The sequence below is a fragment of the Bacillus sp. SN32 genome, assembly GCF_002837495.1.
Lineage (GTDB): Bacteria > Bacillota > Bacilli > Bacillales > Bacillaceae > Bacillus > Bacillus subtilis.
Map to the genome: position 1 here is coordinate 110,994 of NZ_PJCT01000005.1, position 20,280 is coordinate 131,273.

Genomic DNA, 20,280 nt, shown 5'->3' on the forward strand with positions numbered 1-20,280 from the left:
AAAAACCCCCGTCCTATGCAAAGGACGAGGGTCTCGCGGTACCACCTTTATTAACAGCTATACAGCCGTTCACTCTAAGTACAGAAAACCTATGTTTCGATACTCCTCTCTTGGTAACGGGGAGAGAAACCCGGCATCGCCTACTATCCGTTCAGCAAAGCAATTCAGAAGCCCATTCGGCATCAGGGGAGGATCGGTTCACACCTGCCACCGACTCTCTGAACCTCCATTCTGATGCGTACTTGCTCTTCCTCACGATTGTTGTTCCGTTCTATTATTTGTAAAGTTTATAATACTTGGTTCATGAAATGAAGTCAATTCTTAATCCGATATTACACCGAGTGCTTCCAGCGCCATATGAACGTGCTCCTCCTGCTGTGTTTGCAGAGCGAGCTTGGCGATTTCCACCGGATACGCCGCCTGCATCTCTGAAATGTGTTCCTGCATTTTTGCCCATATCCGGCCGCCTGCTTGATTATAGTATTCAAGTAAACGGGCAGTTTCTTTTTCCCCGAAAATGGTTTGATAAAGAACAAAATCCTTGGCTGGATCGGCAACCTTCGCTTCTGTCCAATCCAGAAGTCCTGTGACACGTTCATTTTGGTCGATAAGAATATGCGGCGGGTGGAGATCGCCGTGTATCAGTGCAGAAAAACCAGGCCAGTATGCATCATCATTTATCCACTTTTGCCATCTTTCCCAAAGCTGACTAGATACACCAAGCTTATTCTTCACATCAACCATAGAGTCTGCTGTCATTTGCCTGAAATCTTCTGGCCTTATCACTTCTATTCCGGATTGCCCAGCAGATATTTGATCCGTGCCATGTAATTCAGCCAGTATGTCGGCAAGTGTGCGGACAAAGTCGTCTGACGGCGGCTGATGATCCATATTCCATACATATTGCTTTTGTTCCAAGTCAATTCCAGCAGCCGGCGTTCCTTTTAACATGGGGTAAGCGATCAATTCCGATGTATGAATTCTCCAATCCGGCACATCAGCAGTCAGATTCGCGCGGAGAAAGGCAAGCGTTATGCCTTCTGCAGATGCTCTTTCCACAACATCACTTCGCCGCGGTTTTCGCAGCACCCATGGCATACCTGTGTCGTCCTTGGCAAATACAACTTGAAAGTCCATTCCGGTTTCATTCAATTGCGCGTTCTCAGAATGAACCGTCAAACCTTGGCTGCGTGCAAGCCCGACAATCTCAGTGATAAGCTGTATTTCGTTAAGGTTTGTCATCCCATTTCCCCTTTCTCATGCTCAGGCCTGCAGTAGAGAGAAGGGATGCTTGAAGGCACAAAAAAGGGCAGGCACGCCACCCTCTTTTTTGATAACCATATAAGGGCTTATACATAGGCGGATTCATCCCGATTCTCCCGCATTCAGGCGAGAGTTGTTCACTATTGAATTCGTGTCACTCGGAATCTAATGAATGCCATGCTATAACCCCTCCATTTCCTATACGCTGATTTTCATTTTACAGCATATTCCATCTTCCTGCTATAAAAACATGAATCAAGTCACTGGAGCAGGATTAAACAAGCACAAATCATTATGAAGGCCCCAACGGTCTGCCCACGTTTGTTTGCGGCCGCTTGCTACATCCAAAATCGTCCTGAAGATTTCCCAGCCTACGTCTTCAATACTGGCCTCTCCTGTCGCGATTCGGCCGGCATTGATATCGATTAAATCAGCCCAATGCTCTGATAAGGAATGCCGAGTCGATACTTTCAGCACCGGTGCAGCAGCCAGGCCATATGGTGTTCCCCTCCCTGTCGTAAACACCTGCAGATTCATGCCCGCAGCCAGCTGCAGGGTGCCGCACACAAAATCGCTTGCCGGTGTCGCCGCGAACAGCAGGCCTTTTTGCTCTGCTCTTTCACCAGGGCCGAGCACGCCGGAGATGGGGCTTGTGCCTGATTTCGCTACCGAGCCTAACGCTTTTTCCACCACATTGGATAATCCGCCTTTTTTATTGCCTGGTGACGGGTTTGCGCTTCGGTCTGCGTCTCCCCGCCGAAGATAGCTGTCATACCACTTCATCTCTTTGATCAGTGATTGTCCGACCTTTTCACTGACAGCCCGCGGCGTTAATAAATGAATGGCATCCCGCACCTCTGTCACTTCAGAAAACAAAACCGTTGCACCTGCGCGAACCAATAAATCAGCCGCATACCCCACGGCAGGGTTCGCCGTCACGCCGGAAAACGCATCACTGCCGCCGCATTGCAGGCCGATAACCAGATCCGAAACAGGACATGACACCCGGGTTCTGCTGTTCAGCCTGATTAACCGTTCCTCCGCCATTTCCAAAATGGATTGGATCATCGCCGCAAAACCTCGGTGATCCTGGAGCGATAGAATGTCATCATCATTTTCGGAGGAAATTCTTTCCGGGAGGAGCTTTTCACATCCCAATCCGATTACCATTACTTCTCCGCCGAAGTTCGGATGCTTCGCGAGATTTTGAATCGTGCGGATCGGAATGACAGCGTCGGGCGCATTGATCGCCACACCGCATCCGTATTGATGATGCAGCGGCACAACGTCATCGACATTTGGGTATTTCGGCAGCAGCTCTTCTTTTATTCGTTTGACTGCATAATCCAAAACGCCAACAACACATTGAACACTTGTCGTGATGCCGAGGATATTTTTTGTCCCCGCACTGCCATCCGCATTACGGTATCCTTCAAACGTGTAGCCTTCAAGAGGGGGCCGCGGCTGCGGCACTCTGTTTGCGAGAGGAAGATCGTCTAACGCCGGAGGAGCGGGCATTCTCACGAGGGCTTCCCGTATCCAGCTCCCGCGTTTGATCGTCTCATCAGCAAATCCAATCACCTCTCCGTAACGCACGATCTCGTCCCCTTGATTGAGATCGGTGAGGGCCACCTTATGGCCTTGAGGAATATCCTCTTCAAGTACGAGCCCGCATGAGAAAACAGTGCCCTTTGGCAGTCCTCCATCATTTACAATAATCGCGGAGTTATCTATTTCATGCACTTTGATGTAAAGGGGGGCTTGGTTCTTCCTGAGGTTCATCGCCATATGAAAATCACTCCTCATATCTTAGTAAGCGTTTTCTAAATTGGTTTTAAAAAAACCGCAGCTCTTACGTTTCAACTGCGGTTGCTCACCATTATTTTTCATCCATTCCTTTTAGAATTTTGTCACGGACAAATTTCAGATGTTCATACATGTGGTAATGTGCTTTGTACGGATCTCTTTTGGCAAGGGCGTCGTAGATTTTTTTGTGATATTCGACCGTTACATCTCTCTCCCTGTACGGAATTTGGCTGTCAATTTTCGCATGGGTGATCAGCAGGGACTGAATCATCCCTTCAACGACGGGGTTATTGGCGCTTAACGCAATAATTCGATGGAACTCTTTATCCGCTTCACCATAAAGATTGTCAGTGCTGTTGGCAATATCGTCGATCGTCTTCTGCAAACGCTGAAGCTCTTCCTCATTGATTTTTTCCGCGGCAATTGTCACGAGCCCGAGTTCTAGCGCCATCCGCGCTTCAATGATAGCCGGAAGATTATCAGTGGCCAAAGCAAGCATGACTGAAAATGGCTGCATGCCAATTTTATCGTTGAAATATGTGCCCCCTCGTGTTTTTCTCGTAATGACGCCCAGCGTTTCAAGTGAACTGAGCGCCTCCCTAAGCACCGGCCTGCTGACATGCAAAATGTCCATCAGTTCCATTTCTGTCGGCAATTTGTCTCCGGCCCTCAACTGTCCGCTCGATAATAAATGGACAATCCGTTCGATGACCTGCTTGGCTAATGTTTTCCGATTGACTGTATCGACTTTCAAATCCTCTAAACCTTCGTACACGAACAACTCTCCCTTCAGTTGTTCAATTGTAAGACAAAATAGCGGATATGACAATATTTACAATCAAACTTATCGCACAAGACACGGGCGCTTCCGGTCAAATTCCCAGTTGCGGATCAGAAACTGCATTGGGATCGCGTCATTCCGTGCGCCTAAATTCATTTTCCGATAGATCTCATGCGCTTTTTCCACTTGTTCCATATCAATATCGACGCCTAGTCCAGGCTTATCCGGCACCTTGACACAGCCAGAAGAAATCTCAAAAGGCTGTTTCGTTAATCGCTGCCCGTCCTGCCAGATCCAATGGGTATCAATCGCCGTGATCCGCCCCGGAGCCGCTGCTGCTACATGGGTAAACATCGCTAGGGAAATATCAAAGTGGTTGTTGGAGTGCGAGCCCCATGTCAAACCCCAATCATGACACATTTGCGCAACCCGCACCGACCCTTGCATCGTCCAAAAATGCGGATCAGCCAGCGGTATATCGACCGCGTGGAGCTGAATCGCGTGACCCATTTCCCGCCAGTCAGTCGCAATCATATTTGTCGCAGTCGGAAGCCCTGTCGCGCGGCGGAATTCAGCCATTACTTCACGAGCGGAGTAGCCATTCTCATCCCCGCATGGATCTTCCGCATACGCGAGCACATCTTGCTTTCCTTTGCATAATGCAATAGCTTCCTCTAATGACCATGCCCCGTTCGGATCAAGAGTGATCCTTGCCTCTGGAAAACGTTTCGATAATGCGGTAACAGCTTCGATTTCCTCTTCTCCCCGCAGCACCCCGCCTTTCAATTTGAAATCCTGAAAGCCATAGCGCTCCTGTGCGGATTCGGCAAGACGCACAATGGCCTCCGGCGTCAGCGCTTCCTCATGGCGCAGACGGAACCAGGCACAATCTGACTGCTCATCGCTTTGATACGGCAAGGTCGTCCGATTTCGGTCGCCGATGTAAAAGAGGTAACCGAGCATTTTTACTTCATCACGCTGCTTCCCTTCGCCCAGCAAAGCCGCGACCGGTTCCTGAAGAAACTTTCCAAGCAAATCTAACAAAGCCGCTTCCAGTGCGGTGACGGCGTGCACAGTGGTGCGCAAATCAAACGTCTGGTTTCCTCGCCCTCCCCTGTCCTGATCGCCAAACTGCTTTCTGACCGTTTGCAATATCGCCTGGTACGCACCGATAGATTTTCCGACAACAAGCGGCTCTGACAGCTCCAGTGTGCGGCGAATATGCTCTCCGCCAGGCACCTCGCCGACTCCCTGATTTCCGCTGCTGTCTGTTAAGATTACGATATTCCGGGTAAAAAACGGGCTGTGTGCTCCGCTTAGATTCAGCAGCATGCTGTCATGTCCCGCAACAGGAATCACCTTCATTTCAGAAATTGAGGGAATATTCGATCTTTTTTCTTTTTGAACCTGCTCTTGTATCGGTGAACTCATGCATTTTCCTCCCTTTATAAAGCGCTTTCATAAATATTAGACAGGCAACGATTGATCGGGGTCTTGTTCTTGTTTCTTTAACACGACCCGTTTGATCGGCCCGACCAGCAGCAAATAGCTGAGGATCGCCGCAATCGCGTTAGCGCCGACAAACACAAGCGCGCCATTGAAAGATCCAGTAGCATTGACAATGTATCCGATAATAATCGGTGTTGTAATTGAGGCAATATTCCCGAAAGTGTTGAACAAACCGCCGCTTAATCCTGCACATTCTTTCGGAGACGTGTCCGACACGACAGCCCAACCCAATGCGCCGAAGCCTTTTCCGAAAAACGCGAGCGACATAATGACAACGACGAGCCATGCTGAATCTGTGTAGTTACAGACAATCATACTGCAAGACAGCAGCATGCCGGCAATGATTGGCACTTTTCTTGCAAAGGTCAGTGAACGGCCTTTTTTGAGTAAGATGTCTGACACAATGCCCCCAAGGACGCCGCCGGCAAATCCGCACAGCGCCGGCAGGGAAGCGACAAACCCAGCTTCAAGAATAGACATGCCGCGGGCCTGAACCAAATATACCGGAAACCATGTGAGAAAGAAATAGGTGAGAGTCGTAATACAGTATTGCGCGATGTACACACCAATCAGCATGCGGTTCGTTAACAGCTGTTTGATATACGGCCATTTCGATTCTGTTTCTTGTTTGCTTTTACTGTCATCCATGGAAATCAGCCCGCCGCCCTGTTCGATGTACGCAAGCTCAGCTTCATTAACCTTTGGGTGTTTTTTCGGTTCATACACCGTTTTTAGCCAGATGACAGCCAGAAGAATGCCTGCAATACCCATGACAACGAAGACGGAATGCCAGCCGAAAGAGTGGGTAAGCCAGCCCATTAAAGGAGAAAAAATGACGATTGCGAAGTATTGTGCTGAATTAAAAAAGGCTGAAGCTGTCCCGCGCTCGGAGCTTGGAAACCATGAGGCAACAACTCTGCCGTTTCCGGGAAATGAAGGCGCTTCTGATAAACCAACCAGAAAACGCAGTGCAAACAGCAGGATAATCGCTGTGCCGGCGGAGAAAAAGCCAATCGCCCCTTGCAGCAGCGTAAAAAACGACCAGAAAAAGATGCTTAACGCAATGATAGTCTTTGAACCAAAACGGTCCAGCAGCCAGCCGCCCGGAAGCTGTCCGATGACATAGGCCCAGCCAAAGGCAGAAAAGACATATCCCATGGCGACCGAGTCCAATCCCAAATCGTGCTGGACGGAATCTCCGGTGATGGAAAGCGTCGCTCGATCCGCGTAGTTAATAGAGGTCACAAGAAACAGCATAAACACGATGAACCAGCGCACGGACGTTTTTTTGCCCGCCGGTGTAACATTCGCAAAGTCTTTTTTCATAGTATCTTCTCCTTTTCAAAGTAGAGAATCATATGCTGGCTGTGATAAAGCCGGGAAAGAGACGCATGCCTCTTTCCAGCACCATTACGGCTTCACAAAAACGGTTTTGATCGCTGTGAAAAAGTCCTTCGCTGCCTCACCCTGTTCTCGGGAGTGGGAGCTCGACTGCTTCATGCCGCCAAAAGGCGCCTGCAGCTCAACACCTGCGCTTTCTGCATTGATCCGAACCAGCCCGGCATCGATTTCATCAATGAAAGAAAGCATTCGGCCGATGTTTTCCGTGAAGATGGATGCACTTAATCCGAACTTCACATCATTAGCGATGTTTAGCGCCTCCTCCATCGAGTCCACCTTGATCAAGGCGATCACCGGACCGAAAATTTCCTCCTGGGCAATTGTCATCTCAGATGTCACATTGTCAAAGATGGCAGGCTGAACATAATAGCCGTTTTGATACTTTCCGTTCTCCAGCTTTTCTCCTCCTATTAAAAGGGAAGCCCCCTCCTGTTTGCCTTTCTCAATGTATGACAGGCAGTTATCAAGCTGATTCTTGCTGGCAATCGGTCCCATCCAGACATCCTCTTTTAAGCTGTCTCCGATTGTAATATCTTTTGTGCGCTGGAGCAGTTTTTCTTTAAAGCGCTCATAAATTCCGCTTTGTACAATGACACGGCTTGTCGCGGTGCATTTCTGGCCGGTTGAACGGAAGGCCCCCGTTATGACAGCTTCGGCCGCAGCTTCAAGGTCAGCGTCATCAGCTACGATGACAGGGTTTTTGCCGCCCATCTCAAGCTGGTACTTGGCTCCCCTCGCTAAAGCGGCTTGCCCGATGATTTTTCCGACTTGATTTGAACCGGTAAACGTAACGGCGTTTACACCGTCATGCTCAGCAAGCCCCTGACCGACAACAGAACCCGGGCCTGTCACCAAATTGATGACCCCTGCCGGGAGCCCCGCTTCCTCAAAGCAGGCAATGATCTTCGCGCATGTCACAGCTGTTTCTGTCGCCGGTTTGATGACAACGGTATTGCCGTATACCAATGCCGGCGCCATTTTCCAAATCGGAATCGCCACTGGGAAGTTCCACGGAGAAATCACGCCGACCACACCGAGCGGAACACGGGTGGTAAACATGAGTGCGTCTTTGTCAGTAGACGGAATGACGTCACCCGTTTTTCGCATGCCCTCTCCGGCGTAATAGCGCAGAATGGCAATCCCACGGGCTGTTTCTCCCTTCGCTTCCGGCAATGTTTTACCCATTTCACGCGTTGCACAGGCGGCGATTTCCTCCAAGCGCTGCTCCATGATATCCGCTGTTTTGTATAAGTATTGGCCGCGCTCGGCACCCGTCAGCTTTCTCCAAGCCGTTTTGGCTTCATTGGCGGCGGCGACGGCACGTTCCACATCTTCAGCCGTTGAATTCTGTACATATCCGACAATGTCATTCACATCGGCAGGGTTTTCGACCTTGACCATATCGCCTGATTGAGACTTAACCCACTCTCCGTTAATAAAGTTGAGGTACGTGTTTTGTTCCGTGATCACAGACATGCCCATTGCCCCTTTCGTGTTTTTTCTGGTCAAACCGTCGCGGCTTTTTTCGGAAAACGGTCAGCCGCCTGCTTCAAAATTGCTTCCAATTGCTGATAATGATCTTTTTCAACCGGGCCGACAGGCGGTCTGGCTGTATTCCTTACATTCAAACCCATGATTTCCATACCGGCTTTAATTAAGGATACGGCGTAGCCTTTTCGTTGTTTGCGAATGTCGTTGATCGGCAGAATCACATGCCGATAGAGTTCCTTCACAAGCTCGTCATTTCCGTTTTTCAATGCATCATAGAACATTCGCGAAATATGCGGGATATAATTTGAAATCGCTGAAGAGTAAGAGTGGAACCCGATCGGCAGATAAGCCGGCATCGTCACTTCAGCCATCGGCATTCCGTTGAGCCATCCTAAGCGGTCGCCGATCGTATAGACGAGGTTGATATTCAAATCCATATTTCCTACCCCGTCTTTGACACCGACAAGCTGTTCACATTCGGTCAGACGTTTGATCTGTTCAACAGAGAGAACGGCGTTATCGCGCTGATAAAGAATTGCGTTCAAGTCAGTGCTTTCAATAATCGTTTTCGCATACTGGTACAGCCCCTCCTGTTCGCCATGCACCAAATACGGAGGCAGGATCAAGTAGCCGTCGGCGCCTTTTTTCTCCGACAGCTGCGCCCAATCAAGCGCTGTGCTGAGGTTGCCGCCCACCCCCGTGTAGACCGGCACCTTTCCTCCGGCTGCCGAGACTGCGACTTCCACCATTTGCTCATATTCCTTCTGGCTGAGAGATTGGAATTCACCAGACCCGCAAGCGATAAATATCGCTTCCAAGCCCTCATTCAGCAAAAACTCAATGTTTTGAAAAAGAGCTTCTTCCTCCAGTTTTCCTTGTGTGTTAAAAGGAGCAACCGGAAAACCTAAAATTCCAGCGGGTGCTTTTCTGATACGGCTCATCAACATAACCTCCTGTTATTTGTGTATACAGCCTCTATCTGTAAGCGCTTTTATTAATTTTCCTTTCACATCCGCTCCTTCCCCATATATCCTTTTGTTTAATTGTAAGACAAATAAACAATAAGTCAATATCTTTATTTTCTGATATTTTATAAAAAAGCGGTAAATCACTGTCCGGCCGGGATTCTGCGCAGCAAAAAAACAGCCAGGTCAGCCGGCTGTTTGGTTTATATCCTTCTTTGTTTCATCGTCTCATGCAAAAGCTTTGCTTCCAAAAAAAACACGTGGATGAATTTTTTCATATTTATTCTAGCAGGTGCAAGGGGTTTTGCATCCTTGGATTGGAGTTCTTTCATTTTCTGGCTGACAACCGGAAAATCAAAGAATTTCGATGCATAGGTTTCAAATTTTGGATTCGAAAAATCAGTTGTGCCCAGTGAAGCAAAATGGTGCAGCGAATGAATAATCGCTCTGCGGATACGCTGCTCCGAGGCTTTCATTTCGCGATTGACTTCCGTCTGTGAGGCTCCTGTCCCCAGCTTCCGTACCGCTACTTGGGTGAATATTTGTTTTAGCGAAGGGCTTTGTTTTTCGTGCGGCTCGGATTGCTCGTGTTCTGCTAAATACTGCAGGACCGCCATGAGATCATGTGCGCCGCCTTCTCCCATCATGCCCAGCTCGGACAACAGGAATGTTCCTGCCTCTTTTAAACCGCTGTCACTCTTCTGCTGGGGACGCGCTTTCCGTTCAGTCCGATTGACAAGCCGGCTTAGAGAATGCTGAATGGCTCCAATCGAGTGTTCAAGCTCGATCCGCTCCTTCACCTTTTGGAGAACCGTGACAATTTCAATGCGGTTAATCGGCTTATGGATAAAATATTCGATGCCGAGCGAGTACGCTTCCCCGACCATTTCCTTCGCCTCCACTTGAGAGATCATTACAATTTTGCCGGAGTACGTATTCTGGATCTGACGAATCGTCTCAATGCCATCTCTTCCGGGCATTAACAGATCGATTAATAAAATATCAATCTGCTTAAATTGCAGCATATGCCCTTCCACTTGGCTTCCGTCGTCTGCTTCACCAGCAGCTTCCCCGAGATCTTCGTCCTCAATGATCTGCCTTAAAATTGACCGCACCGCACGGTCATCATCTGCAATAAAAAAACGCATAGCTTTTGGTTCACCCTTTCTGAATCAAATGCCGGACAGGCAGCCTGATGGCAAACACCACTCCCCGCTGCTGATTATCAAACGTGATATCCCCTTCTAGCTCTGTCACGATTTCCTTTACGTAGGAAAGTCCGATACCTGTAGAAGGCGTGCCAAATTCGTCATATTTTGAAGTAAAGCCCGGGTCAAACACAATGTCTCCGATTTTCTCGGAAATCCCGGGGCCATTGTCTTCCACCTGGAATTCTACCATACTCTCATTTGGCTTACGGAGCCTCAGGCTGACCATTCCCTCTTCATCCATAGCCTCTACAGCATTTGCTGTTAGATTATTAATGATCGAAAGCACGATAAATACGTGATATTCGTCATGCTCTCCCTCGATCGAGCAGTAAAAATCAATCTGCTTCCCTAGTGCTTCAGCGTACTTTTCATTCATTCGAATCACGAGCTGCAGCAAATCAGAAGCCCTCATATAATCTCTCAAACTCTCATTCGAAATCAGTTTTGAAAGCCCTGCGAATATCCGCTGGTTGTCCTTTTTCACTTCATGAATCTCTCCGGCCAGTCTCAAGATTCTGCCGCTCAGCTGAACATCCTTGCCCTTCATTTCCCGATAGAGCTGATACGAATCGTTTGTCACTTTCTCTGTCGTTTTCAATGTCTTTTTTAGGTGCACCGTTTCTTCATATAAATTGGAAACGATCATCAGCATGTGCTCGTGCTGCTGCCTTGTCTGTTTTTCTCTCGATTGTGTTTCATACAGCTTCAGCACACTATAAAAGCTCATCACAATAAATGTGTGAGAAATCGCAATCACCGCAATGTCAGTGATTTTCTCAGGCGTGACAACCGTATGAAAAATGAGAAATTGCACAGCCAGCTCGACACAATCTGACACAACTTCAATCATAAACCCAATGAAACCGAGCATAATCGGCCGTTCACGGAAACGATTGGCCTTTAATATGGAAAACAGACAGGCGTAAGTCATATAAAAGAAAAAGCCAGACGCTTGATCATACAGAATCGGAGTCAGCCCATTGTGTCCTCCGCCCCATAATTCCAGAAAGACGCGAAAGATGAAAACAGCCGCTCCAGTCAGAAAACCCGGCAGCACAGCGGGCACATGCCGCAACAATGATAAAAAGAAGAAAAAAACCGGTGCCCCAAAGCTGACCCGGAATTCTTCATTGAGGGGATAAAATTTCAGTTCACCGGCCAGCGGCACCGTAATCAGCATGAGGGCCAGTATATATCCGTCTTTTTCAATAAACCGTTCCAGTTTTATGTTGATCACATCCTCGCTTTTTATTTTGGGGAATCGGGAGAAAACCTGCAAATTGCTTTTGACCCAGAACATGAGGTTTTTATAAATCTTACTGCTTATTTTCAAAATGTTTTTGTCGTATTTTGTATGATTCTGTAGTCTCCATTATACAGTAATTATACCTTCCGCTATTATGAAAGCGTTTAACGCCCCTTTAGCCTTCGTTTTGATACACCTCAGTCCTTTAAGAAAAAAATCAGTGAGGAGGAATTCGATGAAAGAATTGATAAAAGAGCACCAGAAAGACATAAACCCGGCGTTACAGCTTCATGATTGGGTTGAATACTATCGCCCTTTTGCCGCCAATGGACAAAGCGCAAACTATATCCCCGCTTTAGGAAAAGTCAATGATTCACAGCTCGGCATCTGTGTATTGGAGCCTGATGGAACGATGATACACGCCGGCGACTGGAACGTCTCTTTTACCCTGCAAAGCATTTCAAAAGTGATTAGCTTTATTGCCGCCTGCATGAGCCGCGGCATTCCCTATGTGCTGGACCGCGTAGATGTCGAGCCGACAGGCGACGCCTTTAATTCAATCATTCGGCTCGAAATCAACAAGCCGGGAAAGCCCTTCAATCCCATGATCAACGCGGGCGCCCTCACCATCGCTTCGATTCTTCCCGGAGAATCGGCATACGAAAAGCTAGAGTTTCTTTACTCGGTGATGGAAACTTTGATAGGAAAACGGCCGAGAATTCATGAGGAAGTATTCCGTTCTGAATGGGAAACCGCCCACCGCAACAGAGCGCTGGCCTACTATTTAAAAGAAACAAACTTTTTAGAAGCTGAAGTAGAAGAAACACTTGAGGTGTACTTGAAGCAATGCGCTATGGAGAGCACCACAGAAGATATTGCGTTGATCGGCCTGATCCTTGCTCATGACGGGTATCATCCGATTCGACGCGAGCAGGTGATTCCAAAAGATGTGGCAAAATTGGCCAAGGCATTAATGCTGACGTGCGGCATGTACAACGCTTCAGGCAAATATGCGGCGTTTGTCGGCGTGCCGGCCAAAAGCGGCGTCTCCGGCGGCATCATGGCGCTGGTGCCTCCAAGCGCCAGAAGAGAACAGCCTTTTCAATCCGGATGCGGCATCGGCATTTACGGGCCTGCCATTGATGAATACGGCAACAGCCTCACTGGCGGTATGCTGCTGAAGCATATGGCGCAGGAGTGGGAGCTCAGCATTTTTTAAATATGAAAAAAGAGGTGATTCTATGCAGCAAATCCTGGAACATATCGTGGGTATCGCAAATGATCTTTTGTGGTCAAAGCTATTAATTGTTTTGCTCCTTTCTCTGGGAATCTATTTTACGTTCAGGCTTAAGTTTTTACAGGTTCGCATGCTGAAAGAAATGGTCAGGGTATTAAGAGAAGGTGCTGCTTCCCGGTCGAAAAACACCATTTCTCCGTTTCAAGCCTTTTGCATCAGCATGGCGGCCCGTGTCGGAACGGGAAATATTACGGGCATTGCCATCGCCATTGCACTCGGCGGGCCCGGTGCAATCTTCTGGATGTGGATTATCGCCATTATCGGATCAGCATCCAGCTTTGTGGAAAGCACACTGGCTCAGATTTATAAAGTAAAAGATGTAAACGGCTTCCGCGGCGGGCCGGCGTATTACATGGAAAAAGGGCTGAACAAAAGGTGGATGGGCGCGCTGTTCGCTGTGTTAATCACCTTATCGTTCGGTATCGTCTTCAACTCGGTTCAATCCAATACAGTCAGCCTTGCCTTTGAAAACGCGTTTGGCACAAACCGCCTGACATTGGGACTCATTTTAATTGCTGTATTCGGCACGATTATTTTTGGCGGAGTCAAGCGCATTGCAAAGCTGGCTGAATCCATTGTCGTCGTATTGGCTGTCCTGTATATCGGAGTTGCATTTTTCGTCATTTTCACCAACATTACGCAGCTGCCAGGTGTGCTTGCGCTAATCGTGAAAAATGCGTTTGGTTTTGATCAGGCCGCCGGCGGGGCTTTGGGCGCGGCACTCATGCAAGGCGTCAGACGGGGAATCTTTTCAAACGAAGCGGGAATGGGAAGCGCACCGAATGCCGCTGCCACCGCCACAACAAGCCATCCCGTCAAACAGGGGCTGATCCAAGCTTTTGGTGTACTGACAGATACACTGGTCATTTGTACAAGCACCGCCTTTATCATCCTGTTTTCGGATGCCTATCATACTCCGGGTCTGAGCGGAATCGCCTTGACACAAGCCTCCCTCAGCTCCCATGTCGGATCATGGGCATCAGGCTTTCTCGCGATTCTGATTTTGTTATTCGGATTCTGTGCTCTAATTGGAAACTATTATTATGGCGAAACCAATATCGGCTTTTTGAACAAAAGCAAAAAACTGATTTTTGTCTACCGTATCGGCGTGCTGGCAATGATCGTGTTTGGCTGTGTTGCCAAAGTCCAGCTCGTCTGGGATCTTGCTGATTTGTTCATGGGTTTGATGGTCATCGTGAATTTAATCGCGATTTTCTTACTATCAAAGGTCGTTTTTACGGCGCTGAAAGACTATACACGCCAGAAAAAAGCAGGCAAGGATCCGGTCTTTTATAAAGATGTGCTCAAAAACCACAATGGCATTGAGTGCTGGCCGGTTTCAGACACAAAGACTGACACGCACAACAAACAAATATCATAAGAAAAGGGTGTTCAGACATATGGGCTGAACACCTTTCTCTTTTTGCGTTTATTGACAAACACGTAAGCCTCCATTACGATTTTCATATCTTTTTCAAAAAAATCTGAAAGAAGGCATCGGTACATTCTATGAATCCTATCCAACACATATTAGATACATACCCGCTTATTGTGCTAGACGGCGCCATGGCGACCGAGCTTGAACGCAAGGGCTGTGATTTGAACGACAGTCTGTGGTCGGCAAAAATCCTGATGGAAGAGCCGGAGCTGATTAAACAAGTTCATACTGATTATTTCGCGGCAGGCGCCGATTGTGCAATCACCGCCAGCTATCAGTCTACATTTGAAGGCTTTGCCGCACGCGGGCTGAGCGAAGCGGAAGCACGCCGGCTCATCGAGTTGTCCGTCAGCATAGCAGCTGAAGCACGCGATGAATTTTGGTCGCTTGAAGAGAACCGTTTGAATCGGCCAAAACCGATCATTGCGGCTTCCGTAGGCCCTTATGGCGCTTATCTTGCAGACGGGTCTGAATATCGCGGCAACTACGCAATACCAGAAGATGAACTGATTGAATTTCATCGTCCCCGGATGAAGGCGCTGATTGAAGCCGGAGCTGATGTTTTGGCATGCGAAACGATTCCGTGTCTGACTGAAGCCAAAGCGATTGTTCAGCTGTTGAAGGAATTTCCTGAAACGTATGCGTGGATCAGCTTCAGTGCTAAAGACGGCCTGCATATCAGTGACGGAACACCTGCCGCTGACTGCGCATCGTGGCTTGATGGACACCGCCAAATTGCAGCACTCGGCATCAACTGCACGCCGCTTCAGCATATCCCTTCCTTGATAGAGGAGTTAAAAAAGAACACGTCAAAACCGATCATTGTCTACCCGAATTCAGGTGAGCAATATGATCCGGAATCAAAAACGTGGAACGGCGCAGCATGCGCAGAATCTTACGGGGCGAGCGCCCGCACCTGGCATGAAAAAGGGGCGAGACTGATTGGCGGCTGCTGCCGGACAAAACCCGAAGATATTCAAGAAATCGCGGCTTGGGCCCGCTCTTTAAAAACAACTTGACTTATCGGAATAGTTTGTATATTCTAACTTAAAGCCGGTTCGCCGGAGTCTCGTGTCACTTCCTGACATGAGATTTTTTATTAGGAGGAAATAAATCGCTGATAGAAAGTTGGAGAAAGATGAACTCTGCCCACAACAAGAATGAGACAAACTTTCAGAGAAGCATGAAAAGCCGGCACCTCTTTATGCTTTCCTTGGGAGGTGTCATCGGAACCGGGCTGTTTTTAAGCTCAGGTTATACTATTCAGCAAGCAGGCCCGGCCGGAACGATACTTGCCTACTTAGTCGGGGCCGGCATCGTCTATCTGGTCATGCTATGCCTCGGTGAGCTGTCAGTCGCCATGCCTGTGACCGGCGCCTTTCACACTTATGCAGCCAAATACATAGGGCCGGGCACCGGATTTACGGTCGCTTGGCTGTACTGGCTGACATGGACGGTGGCATTGGGATCAGAATTCACAGCAGCCGGCCTGTTAATGCAGCGCTGGTTCCCCCATACATCGGTTTGGATGTGGAGTGCCGTCTTTGCGCTGTTCATTTTCTTGCTTAACGCATTTTCGGTCAAATTTTTCGCTGAATCAGAATTTTGGTTTTCCAGCATCAAAGTATTAGCCATTGTATTATTTATTCTTTTAGGCGGCTCTGCCATGTTCGGCATCATTCCGATCAAAGGCGGAGAAGCCGCTCCGATGCTGTCTAACTTCACGGCGGAAGGCGGGCTTTTCCCAAATGGATTTGTCCCGATTTTGATGACGATGCTGTCCGTCAATTTTGCCTTTTCGGGAACGGAACTAATCGGAATCGCAGCCGGTGAAAGCGTTGATCCTGACAAGACGATACCAAAAGCGATTAAAACAACGGTCTGGCGTCTCTCACTCTTCTTTGTCGGAACAATTTTTGTACTGTCAGGGCTGATTCCGATTCAAGATGCAGGTGTCATCAAAAGCCCGTTTGTCGCTGTCTTTGACAGAGTCGGTGTACCATACGCAGCTGATATCATGAACTTTGTTATCCTGACAGCGATCCTGTCAGCGGCTAATTCCGGACTCTACGCTTCTTCCCGGATGCTGTGGTCTTTATCAAAAGAAAAAACGCTTCATCCGACATTTGCAAAGCTGACGTCAAAAGGAACCCCGTTTAACGCGCTGGTGTTCAGCATGATCGGCGGCATTCTGTCGTTGCTGTCCAGCGTATTTGCGCCAGACACTGTATACGTTGTGCTCGTGTCGATTTCCGGTTTTGCCGTCGTAGTCGTGTGGATGGGTATCGCTGCTTCTCAATTCATGTTCAGAAAACGTTATATCGAAGCGGGAAACAAGGTTACTGATTTGAAATACAGGACCCCTTTGTATCCGTTCGTGCCGATTGCAGCGTTTCTGTTATGCCTGGCTTCCGTCATTGGCATTGCCTTTGATCCGAATCAAAGAATCGCACTGTATTGCGGCGTTCCGTTTATGGCCATTTGCTATGCAATGTATTATGTGAAAAACCGCAAAAGCCAGCCGACTGCTGATATGACTCATTCAAAATAAAAAGAACCTGCCTCCGGGCAGGTTCTTTTTCGATTTTCACACTTCCACTGTCCAGTTAAACGGGCCTTTCACCTTGCCAAGCTGAATATCTGTTATCGTTTCATACAGCTTTTTCGAGAGGTCCCCGATTTGCCCGTCTCCTACAATCACCGTTTTTCCATGAATGTTGAGTTCACCGACAGGCGTAACGACGGCTGCCGTGCCTGTGCCGAAGACCTCTGTCAATTCTCCGCGTGCAGAGGCCGCATACACCTCATCAATCGATATTCTCTCTTCACGAACCGGAATGCCCCAGCTTCGAATCAATTCAATCGCAGACGCACGTGTAATCCCGCTTAAAATGCTTCCGCTTAAAGCAGGTGTGACAGCTTCCCCGTTTATGACGAAAAAGATGTTCATGCTCCCTACTTCTTCCACATATTTCTTTTCGATGGCGTCCAGCCACAGTACCTGATCATAGCCCAGTTCATTCGCTTTCCGCTGTGCCTGAAGACTGGCGGCATAGTTTCCAGCCGTTTTTGCAAACCCGACTCCTCCGTTGACCGCCCGCACATACTCATCTTCGACATAGATTCTAACCGGCTTCAGCTGATCGTCGCCATAATAGGAGCCGACAGGCGAAAGCACGATCATAAATGTATAGCTCCTGGATGCCTTCACACCGAGACTCGGTTCTGTGGCAATGACAAAAGGACGAATATACAGTGACGTTCCTTTTTCCTTTGGAACCCAATCTTTCTCCAGCTCAACTAATTGCGTCAATGCCTCAAGCACCAGCTCTTCGTCTAAAGGGGGCATGCTCATGCGCTCACACGATCTGTTCAGCCGTTTGATATTTTGATCCGGACGGAACAGCAGCACCCTGCCGTCGTCTGTTCTGTATGCTTTTAATCCTTCAAAAACAGCCTGGCCGTAATGAAAAACAGATGAAGACGGATCAAGCGTAAGCGGTGCGTACGGCGCAATTCTCGGATGATGCCATCCAATCCCCTCTTCGTAGTCCATCACAAACATATAATCTGTAAAATATTGTCCAAACCCCAAGGAAGACGGGTCGGGCTTTTCCTTATAATATACAGTTTTTTCTCGTTCAATAAGCTTATTCAATCTAATCAGCACACCTTTCACATAATTGTTTAAATATTCAGTCTTTTTAAAGCTGCAAAAAGTATACAGCCTTTCCTTTAATAATACGCCGCTTCACACCTATAAATTTCAGAATATTCTTTAGGATCATCAGCTATTATACACCACATTCATTGTCAGATGAAGCTGAAATTAAAGAAAAACAGCCAGTTTTATTCTGGCTGTTTGATTTAGACCGCTAAACAAAGGACGACAATGTGGCAAATCAGCAAAATATACACTGCGAACACTAATTGCCAATTGATCTTCCGCGCCCATGCAAACACCACCATCAAAACAGGCAGCATCACAGTCCCCGCCAGCTTGTTAACCGTCAGATCCGGACTGTTCGCAACATCATAATGAATCGGCATCTGCGTCGGCAGAGAAGGGTAAAATACAATTGAAAGGATGAATGCAGCAATCACTGCTCCCCACAGCACTTTTCCATTCGTCAATAAAAACATAGAACCACCATTCCCTTCTTAAAACACATTGCTTTATGAATGATATGACTGTTCAACGGTGAATTTCGTTCGGTCTCCCCGGGTAATAATTTGCGCATATTCCACCACTTCTTCATTTTTATCATAGGTAAGGGATTCTGATAAAAACGCAGGCGCTCCGACATTGGTTAATAAGTGGCCGCTGATCGTTTCATCCGTTAAAATCGGTTCGATCGATTCCGTGCCCCTGCTGATTTCAATATTGTATTTTGTCCTTAACAATTCAAACAGCGAGCCGGTGCATTCCTCCTGCGCCAGCCCCGGTGCCGCCTTCCAGGGAATATATGAGGTATGATACTGCAAAGGTTCCCCCTCGGCGTATCTGACTCTGACAAGCTTGTTGACAGGTTCATTCTCTTTCATTTTCAACAGCTCGGCAATGGAGTGATCGGCAGGAATCACCACAAGCTCAAGCACTTTTGATTCAGAACGAAGGCCTCTCATTTGTTCTGCAAAGCTCGTAATCTTATGCGGAATCGGCGTTTGTATTTTTGCCGCCGATACAAATGTCCCTTTTCCTTGAATTCTTTTAATATATCCCTCAAGCTCTAGCTGCTGCAGAGCCAGCCTCACAGTTGTTCTGCTGACATCATATTGTTCGCAAAACTCACTCTCCGTCGGCAGCTGATCATTCGCCTGATATTTGCCCGATTTAATTAACTCAATGATTTTAAACTTGATAACAGAATATAAAGCTGTCATTTCATTCTCCCCATTCTGTATGCATTCCGTTCTTTTTAATTGAGACCATAATACCATTTGCCATCCCAATATGAAAGATTTGTATCCTTCTTTTATAACAAATTTTCTGAAATTAATATTGACAGTTTGATAAGGGCGGTGCTAAATTCGTAATGACAAGTATCATAAATTGGTCATGACAAATAAGGTGCTTGTCTATCTCTTTGAGGGGGTGTCACATGAAGATTCTGATCGCCGAGCACTACGAAGAACTCTGTAAGTTAAGCGCTGCCATTATTAAAGAACAAATACAAGCTAAGAAAGATGCCGTTCTCGGCCTGGCAACAGGAAGCACACCGGTCGGCTTGTATAAGCAGTTGATTTCAGACTATCAGGCAGGCGAAATTGATTTTTCAAAGGTTACTACATTTAATTTGGATGAATACGCTGGTCTCTCTCCATCTCATCCGCAAAGTTATAACCATTTTATGCATGAGCATCTTTTTCAGCATATCAATATGCAGCCTGATCATATTCATATCCCGCAAGGAGACAATCCGCAGCTTGAGGCGGCATGCAAAGTATACGAGGATCTCATCCGCCAGGCGGGAGGCATTGATGTCCAAATTCTCGGCATCGGCGCCAATGGCCATATCGGTTTCAATGAACCGGGATCTGATTTTGAGGACCGGACACGTGTTGTGAAGCTCTCGGAAAGCACGATACAGGCAAATGCCAGATTCTTCGGCGGTGATCCGGTGCTGGTGCCGAGACTCGCGATTTCAATGGGCATTAAAACCATCATGGAATTCAGCAAACATATTGTGCTTTTAGCAAGCGGCGAGGAAAAAGCAGACGCTATTCAAAAGATGGCTGAAGGTCCTGTCACGACAGAAGTACCAGCCTCCATTCTTCAAAAACACAATCATGTAACCGTTATCGCCGATTATAAAGCAGCTCAAAAATTAAAGAGTGCTCCATGCTCATAAAACAATAAAAGGAGACTGTC

Annotated in this window: 17 protein-coding genes and 1 other annotated feature; of the genes, 5 read left to right on the forward strand and 12 right to left on the reverse strand. The window is 47.7% G+C overall.

Annotated elements, in window-relative coordinates; all coding sequences use genetic code 11:
- Positions 1–17: 17 nt before the first annotated feature.
- Positions 18–265, reverse strand: a binding site (T-box leader).
- A 56-nt stretch (positions 266–321) separates the two neighbouring features.
- The 9 genes from mphK to glnK all read right to left on the reverse strand — a co-directional run bounded on the left by mphK (position 322) and on the right by glnK (position 11,607).
- Positions 322–1,242: a macrolide 2'-phosphotransferase MphK gene (gene mphK / locus CW370_RS17720; protein WP_101169871.1), complete on the reverse strand. Its 921-nt coding sequence runs from the start codon at positions 1,240–1,242 to the stop codon at positions 322–324.
- A 276-nt stretch (positions 1,243–1,518) separates the two neighbouring features.
- Positions 1,519–3,051, reverse strand: coding sequence for a galactarate dehydratase (gene garD, locus CW370_RS17725; RefSeq protein ID WP_101169872.1), 1,533 nt, complete (start codon positions 3,049–3,051; stop codon positions 1,519–1,521).
- Between the two features lie 91 nt (positions 3,052–3,142).
- Complete coding sequence (locus CW370_RS17730) at positions 3,143–3,844, reverse strand: FadR/GntR family transcriptional regulator (protein WP_003234813.1); 702 nt, start codon at positions 3,842–3,844, stop codon at positions 3,143–3,145.
- 69 nt (positions 3,845–3,913) lie between these two features.
- Positions 3,914–5,281, reverse strand: a complete 1,368-nt coding sequence (gene gudD / locus CW370_RS17735; RefSeq protein WP_101169873.1) for a glucarate dehydratase — start codon at positions 5,279–5,281, stop codon at positions 3,914–3,916.
- A 36-nt stretch (positions 5,282–5,317) separates the two neighbouring features.
- Entirely contained in the window at positions 5,318–6,685 is a 1,368-nt protein-coding gene (gene gudP / locus CW370_RS17740; protein ID WP_014475680.1) for a glucarate transporter GudP, read from the reverse strand.
- A gap of 84 nt (positions 6,686–6,769) precedes the next feature.
- Positions 6,770–8,236, reverse strand: a complete 1,467-nt coding sequence (gene gucD / locus CW370_RS17745) for an alpha-ketoglutaric semialdehyde dehydrogenase GucD (protein ID WP_080528874.1) — start codon at positions 8,234–8,236, stop codon at positions 6,770–6,772.
- A 29-nt stretch (positions 8,237–8,265) separates the two neighbouring features.
- Entirely contained in the window at positions 8,266–9,192 is a 927-nt protein-coding gene (kdgD, locus tag CW370_RS17750; RefSeq protein ID WP_003246372.1) for a 5-dehydro-4-deoxyglucarate dehydratase, read from the reverse strand.
- Between the two features lie 227 nt (positions 9,193–9,419).
- Positions 9,420–10,364, reverse strand: coding sequence for a glutamine utilization two-component system response regulator GlnL (gene glnL, locus CW370_RS17760; protein ID WP_003234824.1), 945 nt, complete (start codon positions 10,362–10,364; stop codon positions 9,420–9,422).
- 10 nt (positions 10,365–10,374) lie between these two features.
- Positions 10,375–11,607, reverse strand: coding sequence for a two-component system sensor histidine kinase GlnK (gene glnK, locus CW370_RS17765; RefSeq protein ID WP_072692859.1), 1,233 nt, complete (start codon positions 11,605–11,607; stop codon positions 10,375–10,377).
- 301 nt (positions 11,608–11,908) lie between these two features.
- Between glnK and CW370_RS17770 the strand changes: the two genes are divergently transcribed.
- The 4 genes from CW370_RS17770 (at position 11,909) to mmuP (ending at position 16,959) form a co-directional block, all read left to right on the forward strand.
- On the forward strand, positions 11,909–12,892 hold the full coding sequence (locus tag CW370_RS17770) for a glutaminase (RefSeq protein WP_014475676.1): 984 nt from the start codon (positions 11,909–11,911) through the stop codon (positions 12,890–12,892).
- 22 nt (positions 12,893–12,914) lie between these two features.
- On the forward strand, positions 12,915–14,351 hold the full coding sequence (locus tag CW370_RS17775; protein WP_046160011.1) for an alanine/glycine:cation symporter family protein: 1,437 nt from the start codon (positions 12,915–12,917) through the stop codon (positions 14,349–14,351).
- A 128-nt stretch (positions 14,352–14,479) separates the two neighbouring features.
- Positions 14,480–15,427 carry a homocysteine S-methyltransferase gene (mmuM, locus tag CW370_RS17785; protein WP_024573646.1) on the forward strand — a complete coding sequence of 316 codons (948 nt, stop codon included), beginning with the start codon at positions 14,480–14,482 and terminating at the stop codon, positions 15,425–15,427.
- 119 nt (positions 15,428–15,546) lie between these two features.
- Positions 15,547–16,959: an S-methylmethionine permease gene (mmuP, locus tag CW370_RS17790; RefSeq protein ID WP_101169874.1), complete on the forward strand. Its 1,413-nt coding sequence runs from the start codon at positions 15,547–15,549 to the stop codon at positions 16,957–16,959.
- Positions 16,960–16,995: 36 nt separating this feature from the next.
- On the opposite strand, the gene CW370_RS17795 is transcribed toward mmuP, so the two are convergent.
- The 3 genes from CW370_RS17795 to gamR all read right to left on the reverse strand — a co-directional run bounded on the left by CW370_RS17795 (position 16,996) and on the right by gamR (position 19,292).
- Entirely contained in the window at positions 16,996–18,066 is a 1,071-nt protein-coding gene (locus CW370_RS17795) for a branched-chain amino acid aminotransferase (protein WP_042977330.1), read from the reverse strand.
- A gap of 209 nt (positions 18,067–18,275) precedes the next feature.
- Positions 18,276–18,551 carry a DUF1648 domain-containing protein gene (locus tag CW370_RS17800; RefSeq protein WP_024573649.1) on the reverse strand — a complete coding sequence of 92 codons (276 nt, stop codon included), beginning with the start codon at positions 18,549–18,551 and terminating at the stop codon, positions 18,276–18,278.
- A gap of 33 nt (positions 18,552–18,584) precedes the next feature.
- Entirely contained in the window at positions 18,585–19,292 is a 708-nt protein-coding gene (gene gamR, locus CW370_RS17805) for a transcriptional regulator GamR (protein WP_003234841.1), read from the reverse strand.
- Between the two features lie 218 nt (positions 19,293–19,510).
- On the opposite strand from gamR, the gene nagB reads away from it, so the two are divergent.
- Entirely contained in the window at positions 19,511–20,260 is a 750-nt protein-coding gene (nagB, locus tag CW370_RS17810; RefSeq protein WP_046380750.1) for a glucosamine-6-phosphate deaminase, read from the forward strand.
- The last annotated feature ends 20 nt before the right edge of the window (positions 20,261–20,280 follow it).